The sequence below is a fragment of the Nocardia violaceofusca NBRC 14427 genome (assembly GCF_963869435.1).
Classification (GTDB): domain Bacteria; phylum Actinomycetota; class Actinomycetes; order Mycobacteriales; family Mycobacteriaceae; genus Nocardia; species Nocardia aobensis.
Genome location: NZ_CAWMPM010000055.1, coordinates 1 through 13,863, shown reverse-complemented (window position 1 = coordinate 13,863; position 13,863 = coordinate 1). Strand labels below are relative to the sequence as shown.

The window sequence follows — 13,863 nt, the reverse complement described above, 5'->3', positions numbered from 1 at the left end:
TTTCGTCACCTGTGTCACCAGCCCTTTTCGCGGCGATCGGCCTTACGGTCGACCCTGTGACCCCAGTCGAAACCAGTAGAGAGCTGACCGTGGTGATCCCCTGCCGGAACGAAGCGGGCGCGCTACCGGGCGTCCTGTCGGCGGTTCCCCCGGAATATCGAGTGGTCGTGGTGGACAACGGTTCGACCGACGACACCGCCGCGGTGGCGCGTGCCGCGGGCGCGACGGTGGTCGTCGAGCCCGTACCCGGCTACGGCAGTGCCGTACAAGCGGGAATCGCGGCCGCGACCACCGAACTGGTGGCCGTCCTCGACGGTGACGGTTCGATGGCGCCCGACGAATTGCCATCGCTGGTGGCCGAACTGGGCCCCGGCGTCACCATGGTGGCCGGGCGCCGCCGCCCGGTCCGCGGCGCCTGGCCGTGGCATGCACGCCTCGGTAATTGGCTACTGGCGCAGTGGCTGCGGCGTCGCTACGCGTTGCCGGTCCACGATCTGGCCGCGATGCGAGTGATTCGCCGCGCGGAGCTGGTGGCGCTGGGTCCGCTGCATCCGCGGTCGGGATATCCGCTGGCGTTGCTGGCGGGGGCGGCGCGGGCCGGATGGCGGATCGTCGAGCGTGATGTCACCTACCGCCCGCGCACGCACGGTGTGTCGAAGGTTTCCGGTTCGGTACTCGGGACGGTGCGTGCCGCCCGCGACTTCTGGAGTGTGCGATGACAGTTCTGCCGTTGACACTGCTGGTGGTGGCGAAGGCGCCGGTCGCCGGATTCGCCAAGACCCGGCTGACTCCGCCGCTGTCCCCGGCCGAGGCCGCGGATCTGGCCGCCGCCGCGCTTCTGGACACGCTGGCCGCGGTCCGCGACAGCGGGGCGGCGCGGGGTGTGGTCGCGTGGACCGGCGACTTGCAGCGGGCTTGTCGTGCCCGCGAAATCGGTTCGGCGCTACACGATTTCGATGTGGTCCCGCAGCGTGGTGGCGGTTTCGGTGTGCGGTTGGCCAACGCGCACGCGGACGCGGCTCGTCTCGGGCTGCCCGTCCTGCAGATCGGGATGGACACGCCCCAGGCCGGGCCGGCGCTGCTGGCCGAGTGCGGAGCGCGGCTGCTGGCGGGCCCGGATGCGGTGCTGGGACCGGCGGCCGACGGCGGCTGGTGGGCACTGGGCCTGTGTGATGTGCGCGCGGCGCGAGTACTCGCGGAGGTGCCGATGTCCACCGATCGAACCGGTGATCTCACCCGAGAGGCGTTGGCCCGCAACGGTTGCCGCGTCGCGATGCTGCGCGAACTCAACGATGTCGATCTGTTCACCGATATCGCCGATGTGGCCGCGAAGTGCCGCGGATTGTTCGCGGCGGCGGCCGAATCGCTCACCGCGGCCCGGCGCCGATGAGTACCGACCACGACCGCCGGTTGCTCCTGCCGGCGGCGGTCGGTTCTCGCATCTCGCCGGCCCGCTCGCCGTTCGTGGCCGCGCGGATCGGCATCGCCATCGCGGTGACGGTCACGATCTGCTTCGTCACAGGTCTGATCAGCCACTGGATTCAGCATCCGCCGGACTGGTTCCGGTGGCCCGCTCACCCGATATGGCTCTATCGCGTGACACAGGGAACCCACGTGATCTCGGGCGTGATCACCATTCCACTGGTTCTGGTGAAGCTGTGGTCGGTATATCCGCGGTTGTTCGCCCGCCCCGCGATCGGTGGTCCGGTGCGGCTGGCCGAACGGGGTTCGATCGCGGTACTCGTCGCGGCGATGCTGTTCCAGCTCGCGACCGGGCTGTTCAATATCGCTCAGTTCTATGCGTGGCGGTTCTTCTTCACCACAACGCATTACGCGATGGCCTACGTCGCATTCGGTGCGCTCGCGATCCACCTGGCGGTGAAACTGCCGACCGTCCGGGCCGCCCTCGGCGGTGACGACGGTGCCGCGGTGTCCGGCTCGGGGTCGGAGGGCCGGCCGGGGGAGCAGACCGTCTCTCGCCGGACAGTGCTCGGCGCGGCGGCCGTGTCCGCCGGGCTGGCGGGGTTGTCGGTAGCCGGGCAGTCGGTGCCGTGGCTGCGCCGGCTCTCGGTGCTGGCGCCGCGAAGCGGCATGGGCCCACTCGGCGTACCGGTCAACCGCACCGCCACACAGGCTTCGGTCACCGAACGAGCCCTGGATCCGGGGTATCGACTCGCGGTGAGCGTGGCACGCGGGCGCCGCACATTCTCGCGAACGGAGCTGGCGCGGTTACCGCAGACCACGGTGGATCTGCCGATCTCCTGTGTGGAGGGCTGGAGCGTGTCGGCGCGCTGGACCGGTGTCAGGCTCCGGGACCTGCTCGCGGCCGTGGGCGACTACCGCGGCGGCCCGGTCGGCTTTCGATCGCTGGAATCGGCTGGCCTCTATGGTAGTTCGACCCTGCCGCACAACTTCGCGATCGACGACGCGACCCTGGTCGCCTTGCGACTCAACGGGTCCGATCTGGATGTGGATCATGGCTACCCCTGCCGCCTGATCGCGCCCAACCGGCCCGGTGTCCTGCAAACCAAGTGGCTGTCGGCGATCGAGGCACTCGGATGAACGCCGTGCGAGTGCTGCTGGCCGCGGCGGGTCTCGCGTCTGTGGGCTACGGCATCAGCCTTGTGCTGCACATGAATACGACCGATCTGAAGTCGATCGCGGTGTGGTCGGTCGGGCTGCTGGTGTTGCACGACGCCGTCTTCGCGCCGCTGTCGGCCGGCGTGGGCGTCTCGGGCCGGCATCTGATTCCCGGCTCCGTGCGCGGGCCGGTCACCATCGGGTTCGTCGCCACCGTGGTGCTGGCGATCGTCAGCGTTCCGGTCATCGGACGCGCGGGTGCGGTGGCGAATTCGACTGTGCTCGATCGCGATTACGGTGCCGGCCTGGCTGCCGCACTGGCGGTGGTCTGGGCCGGTGTCGGTGTCACGGTGCTGTGGCGCATCCGGCGCTCGCACTCGTGACGGTCGGCGCGGGTCGCTGTCAGCGGTGGTATTCGGCGTGGACCTGTGCGCATGCGGCGATGATGCGTTCGATCTGTTCGGCGGTGAGCGCGGAATGCAGCGACAGCCGAATCAGCGACTTGCCCCGAGGGGTCGCGGGCGGACAGAAGGGAGCGCCGAGGACGCCGTGTGCTTCCAGGATGGCGCGCACGGCACGGCCGCCGGCTTCGGTGCCGGTAGGTAGTGAAACGATGTGACTGTCGGTCCCGGCCATGTCGAACCCTATGTGGGCGAGTGCCTTTCGGACGGTGCGGGCGATGTCGCGGAGCCGGGTACGGCGACCGTCCTCGGTCCGGATCACCTCCAGAGTGGCGGTCAGCCCGGCGATGTCGTGAGACCGCAACGCCGAGGAGAAGATCGCGGGATGGGCCACCGACTCGAAATAGGGGGCGAAGTCGCGGTCGAGTGCAGTGACCAGTCCGGCCCGGCCGACGAAGGCCTTGGCGAGACTCGCGGTGCGGAACGGCACACGGGACGCGAGGCCGAGTCCGACGACCGCACCGGCGCCGTGCGGGCCGTCGACGCCGAGAGAGTGCGATTCGTCGACGACGAGTACGGAGCCGGTCTCCTCGGCGACGTCGCACAGCGCGGCCAGGGGGCTGCGCGTGCCGGTGGTGTTGTCGATCGCGTCGACGGCGATGATGCCGGGACCATGGGCGCGGATCTGTGCGGCCAGCCGGGCGGGGTCGTTGTCCCCGAAAATATGTAGCGGCGCGGCCGCGGCGAGGGCTGCCTGTCGCCAGGACATGTGCGTGTTCTCGCCGACGTGTATCGGAATGCCCGGCGCGGCAATGGCTTGCAACAATCCGATGTTCGCCGCCCAGCCGGATTGGCACACCACCGCCGCCGCACTCTGCGTGTAGTGCGCCAGGCGCCGCGCCAGCCGGCCGGAATCGGCCTCGTCCGGGGCGAGGAAGGACTCGGTCATGGCGGCTGTGATGCGACTGTCCTCGGACAGCGCCAGGTAGTCGCTGGTCGACAGTGCGATGTCGGTAGTGGCGGCCGCGGGCCCGCGCAAGAACAGCCTGGCCTCCCGCAGATCCGCCGCGTGGCCGCGCTCGATGTGTTGCTGCACGCGTTCGGCGACAGTTGTCACCTCAAATCTCCTCGGTAGGTCGCCCTCGTCGATGTGATTCGCCCGATACGGAGGTGCCCTGCCGCTACAGCGTCATGGGCGGAAGTCCCTGATGATCATCGCGCACTCGGAGCGTGACATGCCCCGCGACGCGGTGACGAAACCATGACATCAGGCCTTCGGCGTCCAGGCTCGATTGCTCAGCTCCGGTGACTGGCCCTGCTCGCCGACCCAGGGAAAATCTTCAGTGACGACAGTAGACATTCGCCGAGTGATGCGGTAACTTCTGTCTCGTCGTAAGTAAAGAAAGTGTCGAGATGGCACGGGAGATGACGAACTGCCCGTGAGAGGGAAGACGGCGGGCGCGGCTGCGGGACCAGCAAGTACGACGGTCTCGCCGCCCGCCGGGCAAGAAATGAAGTGGAACGGAAAGTTGAAGTAACCCGTGAGGAGAAGGGAGGAGTTGCCCGTCGGGTCACTCGGAAGTACATCTGGTCCGTGTGATCGCCGACGCTTCGGTTACATGTCGGAAGACGCAAGTACATTCCCCCTTTCAGCGCCCCGGTGCCGTCTGGCATCGGGGCGCTCCGGCGTATGGAGGCCGCAGGATTTCTGAATCACCCACCGCGAACGAGAAGTTCGACGACGACGACTACCCCGCCTACACGATGGGCCGGGCCGCGGACATGCTCGGCACCACCCAGGTGTTTCTGCGCACCCTGGACGAGGCGAAACTGATCACCCCGCAACGCTCGGCCGGCGGGCACCGCCGCTACTCGCGCTACCAGTTGCGTATCGCGGCCCGTGCCCGTGAGCTCGTCGACCAGGGCACCCCGCTCGAGGCGGCGTGCCGGATCATCATCCTCGAAGACCAGCTCGCCGAAGCGCGTGAGCTCAACGCCAAGCTCAGCCGAGAAGACCGATCCGGCTGATCCTCCGCGACCCGGTCGACCGGGGCATCGACGTCAGTCATGTTGTCGGGCAGGTCGATTCGATGGCCGGCACGCTCGGTGTGCTGGGCCGGCCGGGGGATCGACCCGGTCGCCCCGGGGCGCCGGTCGAACACGCCGCGGTTAGACTCGGCGCGGTGAGACGGTCTGCTCGGTTGCAGCATGTGCGTGGCTTGGGGCTGCGCGACCATGTGTGCTGGGCTTATACGGGGGTGGCGGAGTTCAGGGCCCGTGCCGCAGAGTTCCTCGCCGACGGTCTGGACGCCGGTTGTCGCGTCCGCTATATCCGGTCCGGCGCGGTCGGCGACATCGCCGACGACTTGCGTGAGCTGGCGGGCTGGAGCGAGGCGTTGCGGGACGGCAGCGCCGAGGCTGTATCGCTCGAGGACCTCTACATCGCTCGAGGACCTCTACGGCGCCGACGAGGTCCTGGACCCGGCCGGCCAGGTCCGGGCCCACGCCGAGGCGACCGAGCGTGCCGTGGCGGACGGGTTTCGAGGACTGCGAGTAGCGGCCGATTGCACGTCGCTGGTCGGCACTGCGACTCGGCTGGCGGTTCTCGCACGCTACGAACATCTGATCGACCGCTATATGGCCGGCCATCCGTTCTCGGCACTGTGTGGTTACGATCGGTCGGCGGTCGAGGCCGGGGTGCTGGCCCAGCTGGCCTGTCTGCACCCGTGCACCGATGCGGGTGCAGCAGGGTTTCGGTTGTACGCTCCGCTGTCGGCGAGCCACACCGTCGCTCTCGCCGGTGAACTCGATCTGTCCACCCGTGAGGTCCTCGCGCCGACATTGGAGCGATTCGAGGTGAAGCCCGAGGGCGGCGACGTGGTCCTCGACGCCACCGGGCTGGAATTCATCGACCATGTCGGCCTGACTCGGCTGGCGGATTGGGCGGCGGTGCGCGATGCGGATCTGGTGATCCGCACCCGGTGGTCCGGTATCGATCGCGTGATTCGGCTACTCGATATTTCCAACGTGCGAGCGGAGCAGCTCCTATGACGTCGACAACCCGCACGGGCCCGCGAGCAGGTGAGTTCGTCCACCCCGCCGTGTTCTATCGCTCCGACGAGGATTACCTGGCTACCCTCGCGCCGTTCATCACCGAGGGCCTGGAACGGCAGCATCCGATAGCGGTCGCAGTTCCCGGCCCCCGGCTTCGAGTACTACGTGATGCCGTCGGATCCGCTGGGAAAGCCGTGACGTGGATCGATATGGCGCAGGCCGGCAGGAATCCGGGCCGGATCATTCCCGGGGTGTTGCGGCGATTCGCCGATGCGCATCCGGACCGGCACGTGCGCATCATCGGTGAGCCGATCTGGCAGGGGCGCACCGCCACCGAATACCCCGCCTGCGCTCAGCACGAGGCGTTGATCAACGCGGCCTTCGCCGGTCGCGACGTGACGATCGCCTGCCCCTACGACGCCACGCGACTCGCTCCCGACGCACTCGCCGACGCGTATCTGACCCACCCGCTGGTCTGGGAGACGCACCGTCGGTACCGCAGCGATCGATACGACCCGGACAGCGTGGTCAGCCGATACAACGAGGAATTGGTCGTGCCGGTCGAGGTGACGGAACACCCCGTCGACACGTCCGCCGAGGTATCGGACGCCCGGCGATCCGCCACAGCCGAAGCCCGCCGGCTCGGCCTGGCCGAAGAACGGATTGCCGATTTCGAATTGATCGTGACGGAGCTGGTCACCAACAGTCTCGTCCATACCGGGGGACCGTGCCGGTGGCGGCTGTGGCGCGACGGCGACGACATCGTCTTCGACCTGCGTGATTTCGGGCACGTGACCGATCCCTTGATCGGGCGGCATCCGCCGGTCCGGGATCGCTTCGGCGGCCGCGGTCTGTTCCTCGTCAACGAGCTCGCCGACTTGGTCCGCATCCACTCCACACCCCACGGCACCACCTGGCGTGTTCTGCTCCACGTCCATTCGCGCTGAACCGCCGATCCGGTGGTACTGCCTGGCCTCGCAGGTCCCTGACCCAAGCCTTAGGCAGAACACGAAAACCCTTGCGGTGCTGCGCTTTCAGTGGTTCTACGGACTGACTCCATAGTCGATGCAGTCCGCATTGGTCAGATTTGATGATTTCATCGAGATGATCCCGGCCGACCTGTCCTTGCCGCGGGCTGTGACCGGCCTTGCGTATCCGGCCGTGGTGTCGCGGCCGAGCGGGCGGATGTGGGTTTTCCCGAAAAGCTCTGGGCTTCAGCATTTCCGGTGCGAATCACCGAGTGCTGACCGCCCCTTCTGTCACGTCGACGGCCGCCATTGCACTCCGGCCGTTGTGTAGGCGCCAGTGGTCGGAACGCGCCATCCGATGATCGAAACCCGGTCGCTCGACTGTGTGGGCCGCGCCTACTGACTTTTACCGAAAATTTAGCCACGCCGACTCGGTTGGAGCATACGATCGCATCTGATCAACCTATCAGTTATGGTGAGCGCTGCGGTGCGAATGCCGACCGGCTTCGAACGCAGTTCCGTCCGGGTGGATTCGTTCTGCTCGCGCAGTGTCGCCCCAATCAGAAGAGTGAGGATCTCGGTGTCCGCAAACATCCCCAATTCCCGGATCACGTTGAATCGCCGCCGCGCATTGGGGGGCGCGGTGGCCGGTGCACTGGGCGTCGCCGCGACGGTCGCCGCGGTCCCGATCGTGCAAGCGGCCCCTGCTCGGACCCAGCAGCCCGCGCCTTCGGGCACCTACCGAATCGATCTCCACGCGCATTTCCTGCCGCCGGACTACCGTGCCGCACTGATCGAGCACGGCCATCTCACCATCGGTGGTTACCCGACGCCGGACTGGTCGCCGGAGCAGGCGCTCGCGTTCATGGACTATTACGGCATCCAGGCTCAGGCGCTGTCCGTTTCCGACCCGGGCGTGTCCTTCTTGTCCGGCAAGGAGGCCAACGATATGGCCCGCTACTGCAATACCTATGCCGCCGGCCTGTTCAAGTCCAACCCGACCCGGTTCGGTGCGTTCGCGGTGCTGCCGATGCCGGACATTCCGGCTTCGATCGACGAGGCGATCTTCGCCCTCGACCAGCTCCACCTCGACGGTGTGATTCTGCTGTCGGCCTATAACGGCGTATACCTCGGCGATCCACGGTTCGAGCCGCTGATGGCTGCCCTGAATCAGCGCAACGCATACGTCTTCGTCCATCCGGCGGCGATCCCGGACGACGCGAAACCGAAACTCCCCCTGCCGGATTTCCTCGAGGAATTCACCTTCGACACCACCCGAGCGGCGACCATGATGATGATGACCGGGATGACACAGCGGTATCCGAACATCCGCTTCCAGCTCGCGCACGCCGGCGGAACGGTGCCGTTCCTGTCGCATCGGATCAGTGTCGCCTCGCAAACCGTCATCGGGCAGTTGTGGCCACAGGATCTGCCCAAACCCTCGATCCTCGATATTCAGCGGCAGATTTCGAACTTCTACGTCGATACCGCGCTCAGTGGGTCGGCCGCGGCCATGTCCAGCGCGCTCGCGGTCACCAGCCGCGACCACATCGTATTCGGCTCCGACTGGCCCTTCAGCGCGCTCACCCTCCCGCAATCCGGCAGCCACGACCCGGCGCCCGGACTCAGCGACATCTTCGACGCCGACCAGCGCATGGAGGTCGAGCATCACAACCCCCTGCGGCAGCTTCCCCGCCTGGCGCAGGCAGTCAAATCCTGACGGATCCGGGGCGATGAACGGAGGGGGTGCTGCTCGGCTTCATCTGCGATATGCGGCGCGGCACCCCACCGCTGCCGGATCGGTGGAACCGTGGAATCAGTACCCACCGATCCTCGACGCCGCTTTCGCGGAGCGCGTGTGCGGTGTGCGGTGGCGGCGCCGAGGAGTACACAGAAAGGCACGTCATGAGCGGTCACGCACGGATCGACACCCATCAGCACTACCTGCCGCAGTTCTACCGCGATCTGCTCGACAGTCACGGGATGGATGCCGGTGGATGGCCCACCCCCGACTGGAGTCTCGAGGCCGCCCTGGCCCTCATGGACGACCTTCAGATCGCTACCGGAGTCGTCTCGCTGAGCTCGCCGGGTGTGCGATTCGACGACGACGAGACGAGCCGCGCGGTGGCCCGGCGGGTGAACGAGTTCGGCGCCGAACTCGTGAAGGACCTGCCCGAGCGGTTCGGCCTGTTCGCCAGTCTGCCGCTGCCCGATGTCGACGGCGCGCTGGCCGAAATCGCCTACGCCTACGACGAATTGCACGCCGACGGCGTGGTGCTGCTCTCCAACGTCGACGGCATCTACCTCGGTGACCGGGCTTATGAACCGGTCTGGGAGGAGCTGAACCGCCGCTCCGCTGTGGTTGTCTCATCGTGGCAAAAGTTTGTGATGGTTTCATCATTTTCTCTTGACAAGGGATACCATCGGAACTGATGATTCAGTCATTAAATGTGTGGAGGTAGCTGTGACGAGCATCGACAAGGGTGTCGGGACCGAACGGACGGTCCGAGTCGGCGATCGCGAGATCTTCTTCGTGGAAGCGGGATCGGGCCCCGTGGTGGTTCTGCTGCACGGTGGTGGCCCCGGGGCCTCCGGGGTGTCGAACTATTCGCGCAATATCGAGGTGCTGGCGCAGCGGTTCCGGGTGATCGTGCCGGATATGCCCGGCTATGGCCGTTCCTCGAAGTGGGTGGACCGGTCGGATCCGTTCGGTGATCTGGCGGCGGCCGTCGGCGGGTTGCTGGATGAACTGGACATCCCGAAGGCGGACCTGATCGGCAACTCGTACGGCGGGGCGGCGGCCCTGCGCTTGGCCATGGACCGGCCGGAGAAGGTGGGCCGAATGGTCCTCATGGGTCCCGGCGGTGTCGGAACCACTCGCGCGTTGCCGACCGCGGGTTTGCAGCGGCTGCTCAACTACTACACCGGAGGCGGTCCGAGCCGGGAGAAGATCACCGAGTTCATTCGCGAGTATCTGGTGTTCGACGGCAGCGTCGTGCCCGAGGAGCTCATCGAGGCGCGCTATCAGGCCAGCCTCGATCCGGAGGTGGTGGCGAATCCGCCGTTGCGCCGCCCGTCGGGTCCGTTGGCGCTGCGGACGTTGTGGCGGATGGATTTCACTCGTGACTCGCGACTGCGAAAGGTCGCTCATCCGACGCTGGTCGTGTGGGGGACCGACGACAAGGTCAACCGGCCCGACGGTGGAAAGATGCTCCTCGACGCCATGCCCGACTGCGATCTGTATCTGGCGGCGAACACCGGTCACTGGGTGCAGTGGGAACGCGCGGAGCTGTTCAACGCCCTCGCCACCGCGTTTCTCGAGGCGCAGCGATGAGCGACTTTCTCCGCCCGAACACCGACCATTCGGTGTTCGGTGCGGTGCACCTGGGATACGTTGTCGTGCAATCGAATCGGCTGACCGATTGGCGGCGCTTCGGCGCCGACGCGATCGGGCTGCACGTCGATGATCTCGACAGCAATACCGTGCGCTTTCGCCTGGACGATCGCTCCTGCCGGTTCCTGATCCGGCGGGGCTCGGCCGAGGACGTCATCGCGCTGGGCTGGCAGGTCGACGATCACGAGACCTTCGACCGCATCGTCGCCCGCGTCACCGAGCGCGGGGTCCCGATCATCGAGGCCACGCCGGAGGAAGCGGCCCTGCGCGGCGTGGAGCGGTTGTGGCGCTTCGCCGGCCCGAAAGGCATCGCACAGGAGATCTTCACCACGCCGGTCACAACTGCGGAGCCGTTGCGGATGATCAGCTCCGGCTGGGTAACCGGGGAGGCCGGTCTCGGGCACGTAGCGATGATCTCCCGCGAACCGGAGGCGACGCGCGGCTACTACGAGACCGTCTTCGACTCCCGCTTGTCGGACTACATCGACGAGAACGTGTCCGGGCTGAAGATGAAGATCCGGTTCCTGCGGGTCAACGAGCGCCACCACTCGATCGCCATCGCCAATATTCGCGGTGTGAAGATCGATCCGATTCGAACATCGGTGCAGCACATCAACATTCAGTCCGCGACGCTGGACGACATGCTTGCCGCGTTCGAGCGCGTCACCGCACTCGGGTTCCGGATGCAATGGTCGGTCGGTCAGCACACCAACGACAGAGAGTTGTCGTTCTACTGCGTGACTCCCTCCGGTTTCGAGCTGGAGGTCGGCTGGAATCCGATCGTCGTCGGCCCGGAGCTCGAATCCACCTGGGAGCCGACCACCTATCAGGGCATCAGTATCTGGGGTCACACCACGGTGGGAGAGACCGTCCTGGACAAGTTCGCCCAATTCCGGCAGGCGCTGCAGTCGATCAGAAATCCGGAGATCACCGTTCCCGAGCTCGCAGAAGGGTTTTCACGATGAGCACCACCGACTACGACGTCGTGGTCGTCGGCCTGGGGCCGACCGGCCTGACCCTGGCCAATCTGCTGGGCCGGCGCGGCATCAGCGTGCTGGTGCTCGAACGCGAACCGGAATACTACGGCCTGGCCCGGGCGGTCTACACCGACGACGAATGTATGCGGATCTTCCAGACCGCCGGTACCGCAGACGAACTCGCCGCGGACATGAACACCGACTCCGCCGTGCAGTGGGTGCGCCGCGACGGACGTGTGCTGGTGCAGTTCAAACAGGTCGAACGGCCGCTCAGCTGGCCGGTGGTCAACTTCCTCTACCAGCCCTATCTGGAGAACAGCCTCGAACGCGCCCTCGACAAGTATCCGCATGTGACGGTGCGTAGGGGTCGTGAGGTTGTCGATTTCGACCAGGACGCCGACGGTGTCGGCGTCGAGCACGGCCAGTGTGGCGGCACCGGTTACGGTCAGCGAGAAGCGGAAAGCGATCCGAGCACCGCCGAGCGAGTGCGCGCGAAGTTCCTGGTCGGCTGCGACGGCGGACGCAGTGTCGTGCGCACGAAGCTGGGAATCGACATGACCGGCACGAGTTTCCCGGAGCGGTGGTTGGTCGTGGACCTCGAGGCGAAAGAAGGAGTGGACGCCTTCCGGCATCTGCCGTACTTCGACTTCGTGTGCGACCCTGAGTTGCCGATCGTGTCGTGTCCGCAGCCGGACGGGCATCACCGATTCGAGTTCATGCTCACCGAATCACAGACCAAAGAGCAGATGGAGGACCCGGAAACGGTCCGCCGGCATATCGCCCGTTTCGTGAGCCCGGACGAGGTGCAGGTGCTGCGCAAGCTCGTCTACACGTTCAATGCCGTGGTCGCCGATCGCTGGCGCGCCGGGCGCATCCTGCTCGCCGGCGATGCCGCGCACATGACGCCGCAGTTCGTCGGGCAGGGGATGGGTTCGGGCGTGCGCGATGCGGACAACCTGGCCTGGAAGCTCACCGCGATCCTGAAACACGGTGCAGGCCAGGACATTCTGAACAGTTACGAAACCGAACGCCGGCCACACGCCAAAGCGATGATCGACTTCTCGGTCTTCAACAAATCCCTGGTGTCGGTCGACAACACGCTGATTGCGGCCGCCCGCGACATCGTGGTGACGGCCTCGTTGCACACGCCCGGCCTCGGTGGTTGGATCCGTGCCGCCAAGATGAAACCCCGTCCACGGTTCCGCCGCAACGCGTACCTCGGCCTGCCTCGTGATCTGTTCGGATTGCGCGGCGTGGAGGGCACGCTGTCCCCGCAACCGGAGGTCCGCACCTACGACGGTCGCCACCGGCGTCTCGACGATGTACTCGGCCTCGGGTTTTCGGTGCTCGGCTACGGCGTCGACCCTCGGGCCGCGCTCGGTGCCGATGATGTGGCCGCGTTGCAGGCGCTGGGAACACGCTTCGTGACCGTGTATCCCTTCGGCGGGCGGCCCCAGGGTTCACCCGGCGACGGGCGCGCAACGGGTGACGACTACGCCGACGTGGAAGACCACACCGGCGCGTTGATCCGATGGTTCGCCAAGGCCGGCGTCGGTTCCGGAGGGATGGTGTTGCTGCGCCCGGACCGGTTCGTCTTCGGCACTGCTGCCTCCGGCGGAGCCGGCCCGTTGATCGCCGAGTTGCGCCGGCAACTGGAGGTGAGAAGGCACGGATCCGGCACGGCGGCAGGTCGGCCCGATCCGGCATTCTCGCGCGATCAAGACCTCGAACAGGCTCGATGACATACGCCGGAAATCGGGCCGCGGCTGCAGCGCTCGCCGCAGCCGAGCGGTTGTCGGCCGCGGCGAACACCGGAATACCGGTTCGCGCCGTCCGCGATCTGATCGGTTCCGACGATGTGACGCAAGCATATGCCGTACAGCGCAGAGGAATTCGTCGCCGTGTGAAATCGGGTGCGCGCATCGTAGGGCGCAAAATTGGGCTCACATCACCCATCGTCCAGCAGCAACTCGGTGTGAATCAGCCCGATTTCGGTGTGTTGTTCCATGATATGGACGTCGCCGAAACTCCTGTGGCGCAACGACCCAAGCTGCTGCAGCCCAAGGTGGAGGCCGAGCTGGCGTTCCTGCTCCGCGCGGATCTCGACGGCAACCGGCTCGACGCGACCACGGTGCGTGGTGCGGTGGACTACGCGGTGGCCGCGCTCGAAATCGTCGACAGCCGGATTGCCGACTGGGACATCAGTGTCGCCGACACGGTGGCCGACAACGCGTCGAGCGGATGGTTCGCGCTCGGCACCGATCGTCTGTCGCTCGGCGACTTCGAACCGCGCGATATCGCCATGAGTATGGCGATCGACGATGAGATCGTGTCGACCGGAACGGGTTCGGCGTGCCTGGGCGACCCACTGAACGCGCTGGCCTGGCTGGCACGGACCGCACGCGACTTCGGCGATCCACTCCGTGCCGGCGACCTGGTACTTTCCGGTGCGCTCGGACCGATGGCGCCGCTGCGCCCCGGGGCCCGAG

General features: G+C 66.6%; 14 protein-coding genes and 1 pseudogene. 14 read left to right on the top strand and 1 reads right to left on the bottom strand.

Annotated features, from left to right (window positions below; all coding sequences use genetic code 11):
• Positions 1–56 precede the first annotated feature (56 nt).
• From AC5592_RS33510 to AC5592_RS33495, 4 genes are read left to right on the top strand one after another with little or no spacing between them, the layout of a single operon-like run.
• Positions 57–719, top strand: a complete 663-nt coding sequence (locus AC5592_RS33510; RefSeq protein ID WP_063066505.1) for a glycosyltransferase family 2 protein — start codon at positions 57–59, stop codon at positions 717–719.
• Entirely contained in the window at positions 716–1,390 is a 675-nt protein-coding gene (locus AC5592_RS33505; protein ID WP_063066504.1) for a TIGR04282 family arsenosugar biosynthesis glycosyltransferase, read from the top strand. Before AC5592_RS33510 ends, AC5592_RS33505 begins: the two co-directional genes overlap by 4 nt.
• Positions 1,387–2,562 carry a molybdopterin-dependent oxidoreductase gene (locus tag AC5592_RS33500; protein ID WP_084507618.1) on the top strand — a complete coding sequence of 392 codons (1,176 nt, stop codon included), beginning with the start codon at positions 1,387–1,389 and terminating at the stop codon, positions 2,560–2,562. Before AC5592_RS33505 ends, AC5592_RS33500 begins: the two co-directional genes overlap by 4 nt.
• A complete protein-coding gene (locus AC5592_RS33495) occupies positions 2,559–2,963 on the top strand; it encodes a hypothetical protein (protein WP_063066503.1) in 405 nt (134 codons plus the stop codon). Before AC5592_RS33500 ends, AC5592_RS33495 begins: the two co-directional genes overlap by 4 nt.
• A 19-nt stretch (positions 2,964–2,982) precedes the next feature.
• On the opposite strand, the gene AC5592_RS33490 is transcribed toward AC5592_RS33495, so the two are convergent.
• A complete protein-coding gene (locus AC5592_RS33490; protein WP_063066502.1) occupies positions 2,983–4,098 on the bottom strand; it encodes an aminotransferase class I/II-fold pyridoxal phosphate-dependent enzyme in 1,116 nt (371 codons plus the stop codon).
• A 647-nt stretch (positions 4,099–4,745) separates the two neighbouring features.
• Between AC5592_RS33490 and AC5592_RS33485 the strand changes: the two genes are divergently transcribed.
• From AC5592_RS33485 to AC5592_RS33440, 10 genes and pseudogenes are all read left to right on the top strand, one after another.
• Positions 4,746–5,009 carry a MerR family transcriptional regulator gene (locus AC5592_RS33485; protein WP_063066501.1) on the top strand — a complete coding sequence of 88 codons (264 nt, stop codon included), beginning with the start codon at positions 4,746–4,748 and terminating at the stop codon, positions 5,007–5,009.
• Between the two features lie 62 nt (positions 5,010–5,071).
• Positions 5,072–5,380: pseudogene (locus AC5592_RS33480) on the top strand (hypothetical protein); the annotation flags it as partial.
• Positions 5,352–6,032, top strand: coding sequence for an MEDS domain-containing protein (locus AC5592_RS33475; protein WP_198164011.1), 681 nt, complete (start codon positions 5,352–5,354; stop codon positions 6,030–6,032). The pseudogene AC5592_RS33480 and the gene AC5592_RS33475, both read left to right, overlap by 29 nt.
• Positions 6,029–6,982 (top strand): sensor histidine kinase, encoded by a 954-nt coding sequence (locus AC5592_RS33470; RefSeq protein WP_063066499.1) that lies wholly within the window; start codon positions 6,029–6,031, stop codon positions 6,980–6,982. The genes AC5592_RS33475 and AC5592_RS33470 overlap by 4 nt, the downstream gene beginning before the upstream one ends.
• 601 nt (positions 6,983–7,583) lie before the next feature.
• The gene (locus AC5592_RS33465; protein ID WP_063066513.1) at positions 7,584–8,723 is read left to right on the top strand and encodes an amidohydrolase family protein; all 1,140 of its coding nucleotides are present in this window, start codon (positions 7,584–7,586) and stop codon (positions 8,721–8,723) included.
• 185 nt (positions 8,724–8,908) lie between these two features.
• Positions 8,909–9,436, top strand: coding sequence for an amidohydrolase family protein (locus AC5592_RS33460; protein ID WP_063066498.1), 528 nt, complete (start codon positions 8,909–8,911; stop codon positions 9,434–9,436).
• A gap of 40 nt (positions 9,437–9,476) precedes the next feature.
• Complete coding sequence (locus AC5592_RS33455) at positions 9,477–10,337, top strand: alpha/beta fold hydrolase (RefSeq protein ID WP_063066512.1); 861 nt, start codon at positions 9,477–9,479, stop codon at positions 10,335–10,337.
• The gene (locus AC5592_RS33450) at positions 10,334–11,362 is read left to right on the top strand and encodes a VOC family protein (protein WP_063066497.1); all 1,029 of its coding nucleotides are present in this window, start codon (positions 10,334–10,336) and stop codon (positions 11,360–11,362) included. The genes AC5592_RS33455 and AC5592_RS33450 overlap by 4 nt, the downstream gene beginning before the upstream one ends.
• Positions 11,359–13,116 carry a bifunctional 3-(3-hydroxy-phenyl)propionate/3-hydroxycinnamic acid hydroxylase MhpA gene (gene mhpA / locus AC5592_RS33445; RefSeq protein WP_063066496.1) on the top strand — a complete coding sequence of 586 codons (1,758 nt, stop codon included), beginning with the start codon at positions 11,359–11,361 and terminating at the stop codon, positions 13,114–13,116. The genes AC5592_RS33450 and mhpA overlap by 4 nt, the downstream gene beginning before the upstream one ends.
• Positions 13,113–13,863: 2-keto-4-pentenoate hydratase (locus AC5592_RS33440; protein WP_063066495.1), on the top strand; the 751-nt coding region annotated here is incomplete at its 3' end. The genes mhpA and AC5592_RS33440, both read left to right, overlap by 4 nt.

Excerpts from the sequence above, each read along its gene's own strand:
- AC5592_RS33460 (WP_063066498.1), top strand. The coding sequence starts at position 8,909 with ATGAGCGGTCACGCACGGATCGACACCCATCAGCACTACCTGCCGCAG.
- AC5592_RS33500 (WP_084507618.1), top strand. The coding sequence starts at position 1,387 with ATGAGTACCGACCACGACCGCCGGTTGCTCCTGCCGGCGGCGGTCGGT.
- AC5592_RS33495 (WP_063066503.1), top strand. The coding sequence starts at position 2,559 with ATGAACGCCGTGCGAGTGCTGCTGGCCGCGGCGGGTCTCGCGTCTGTG.
- AC5592_RS33470 (WP_063066499.1), top strand. The coding sequence starts at position 6,029 with ATGACGTCGACAACCCGCACGGGCCCGCGAGCAGGTGAGTTCGTCCAC.
- AC5592_RS33505 (WP_063066504.1), top strand. The coding sequence starts at position 716 with ATGACAGTTCTGCCGTTGACACTGCTGGTGGTGGCGAAGGCGCCGGTC.
- mhpA (WP_063066496.1), top strand. The coding sequence starts at position 11,359 with ATGAGCACCACCGACTACGACGTCGTGGTCGTCGGCCTGGGGCCGACC.
- AC5592_RS33485 (WP_063066501.1), top strand. The coding sequence starts at position 4,746 with ATGGGCCGGGCCGCGGACATGCTCGGCACCACCCAGGTGTTTCTGCGC.
- AC5592_RS33450 (WP_063066497.1), top strand. The coding sequence starts at position 10,334 with ATGAGCGACTTTCTCCGCCCGAACACCGACCATTCGGTGTTCGGTGCG.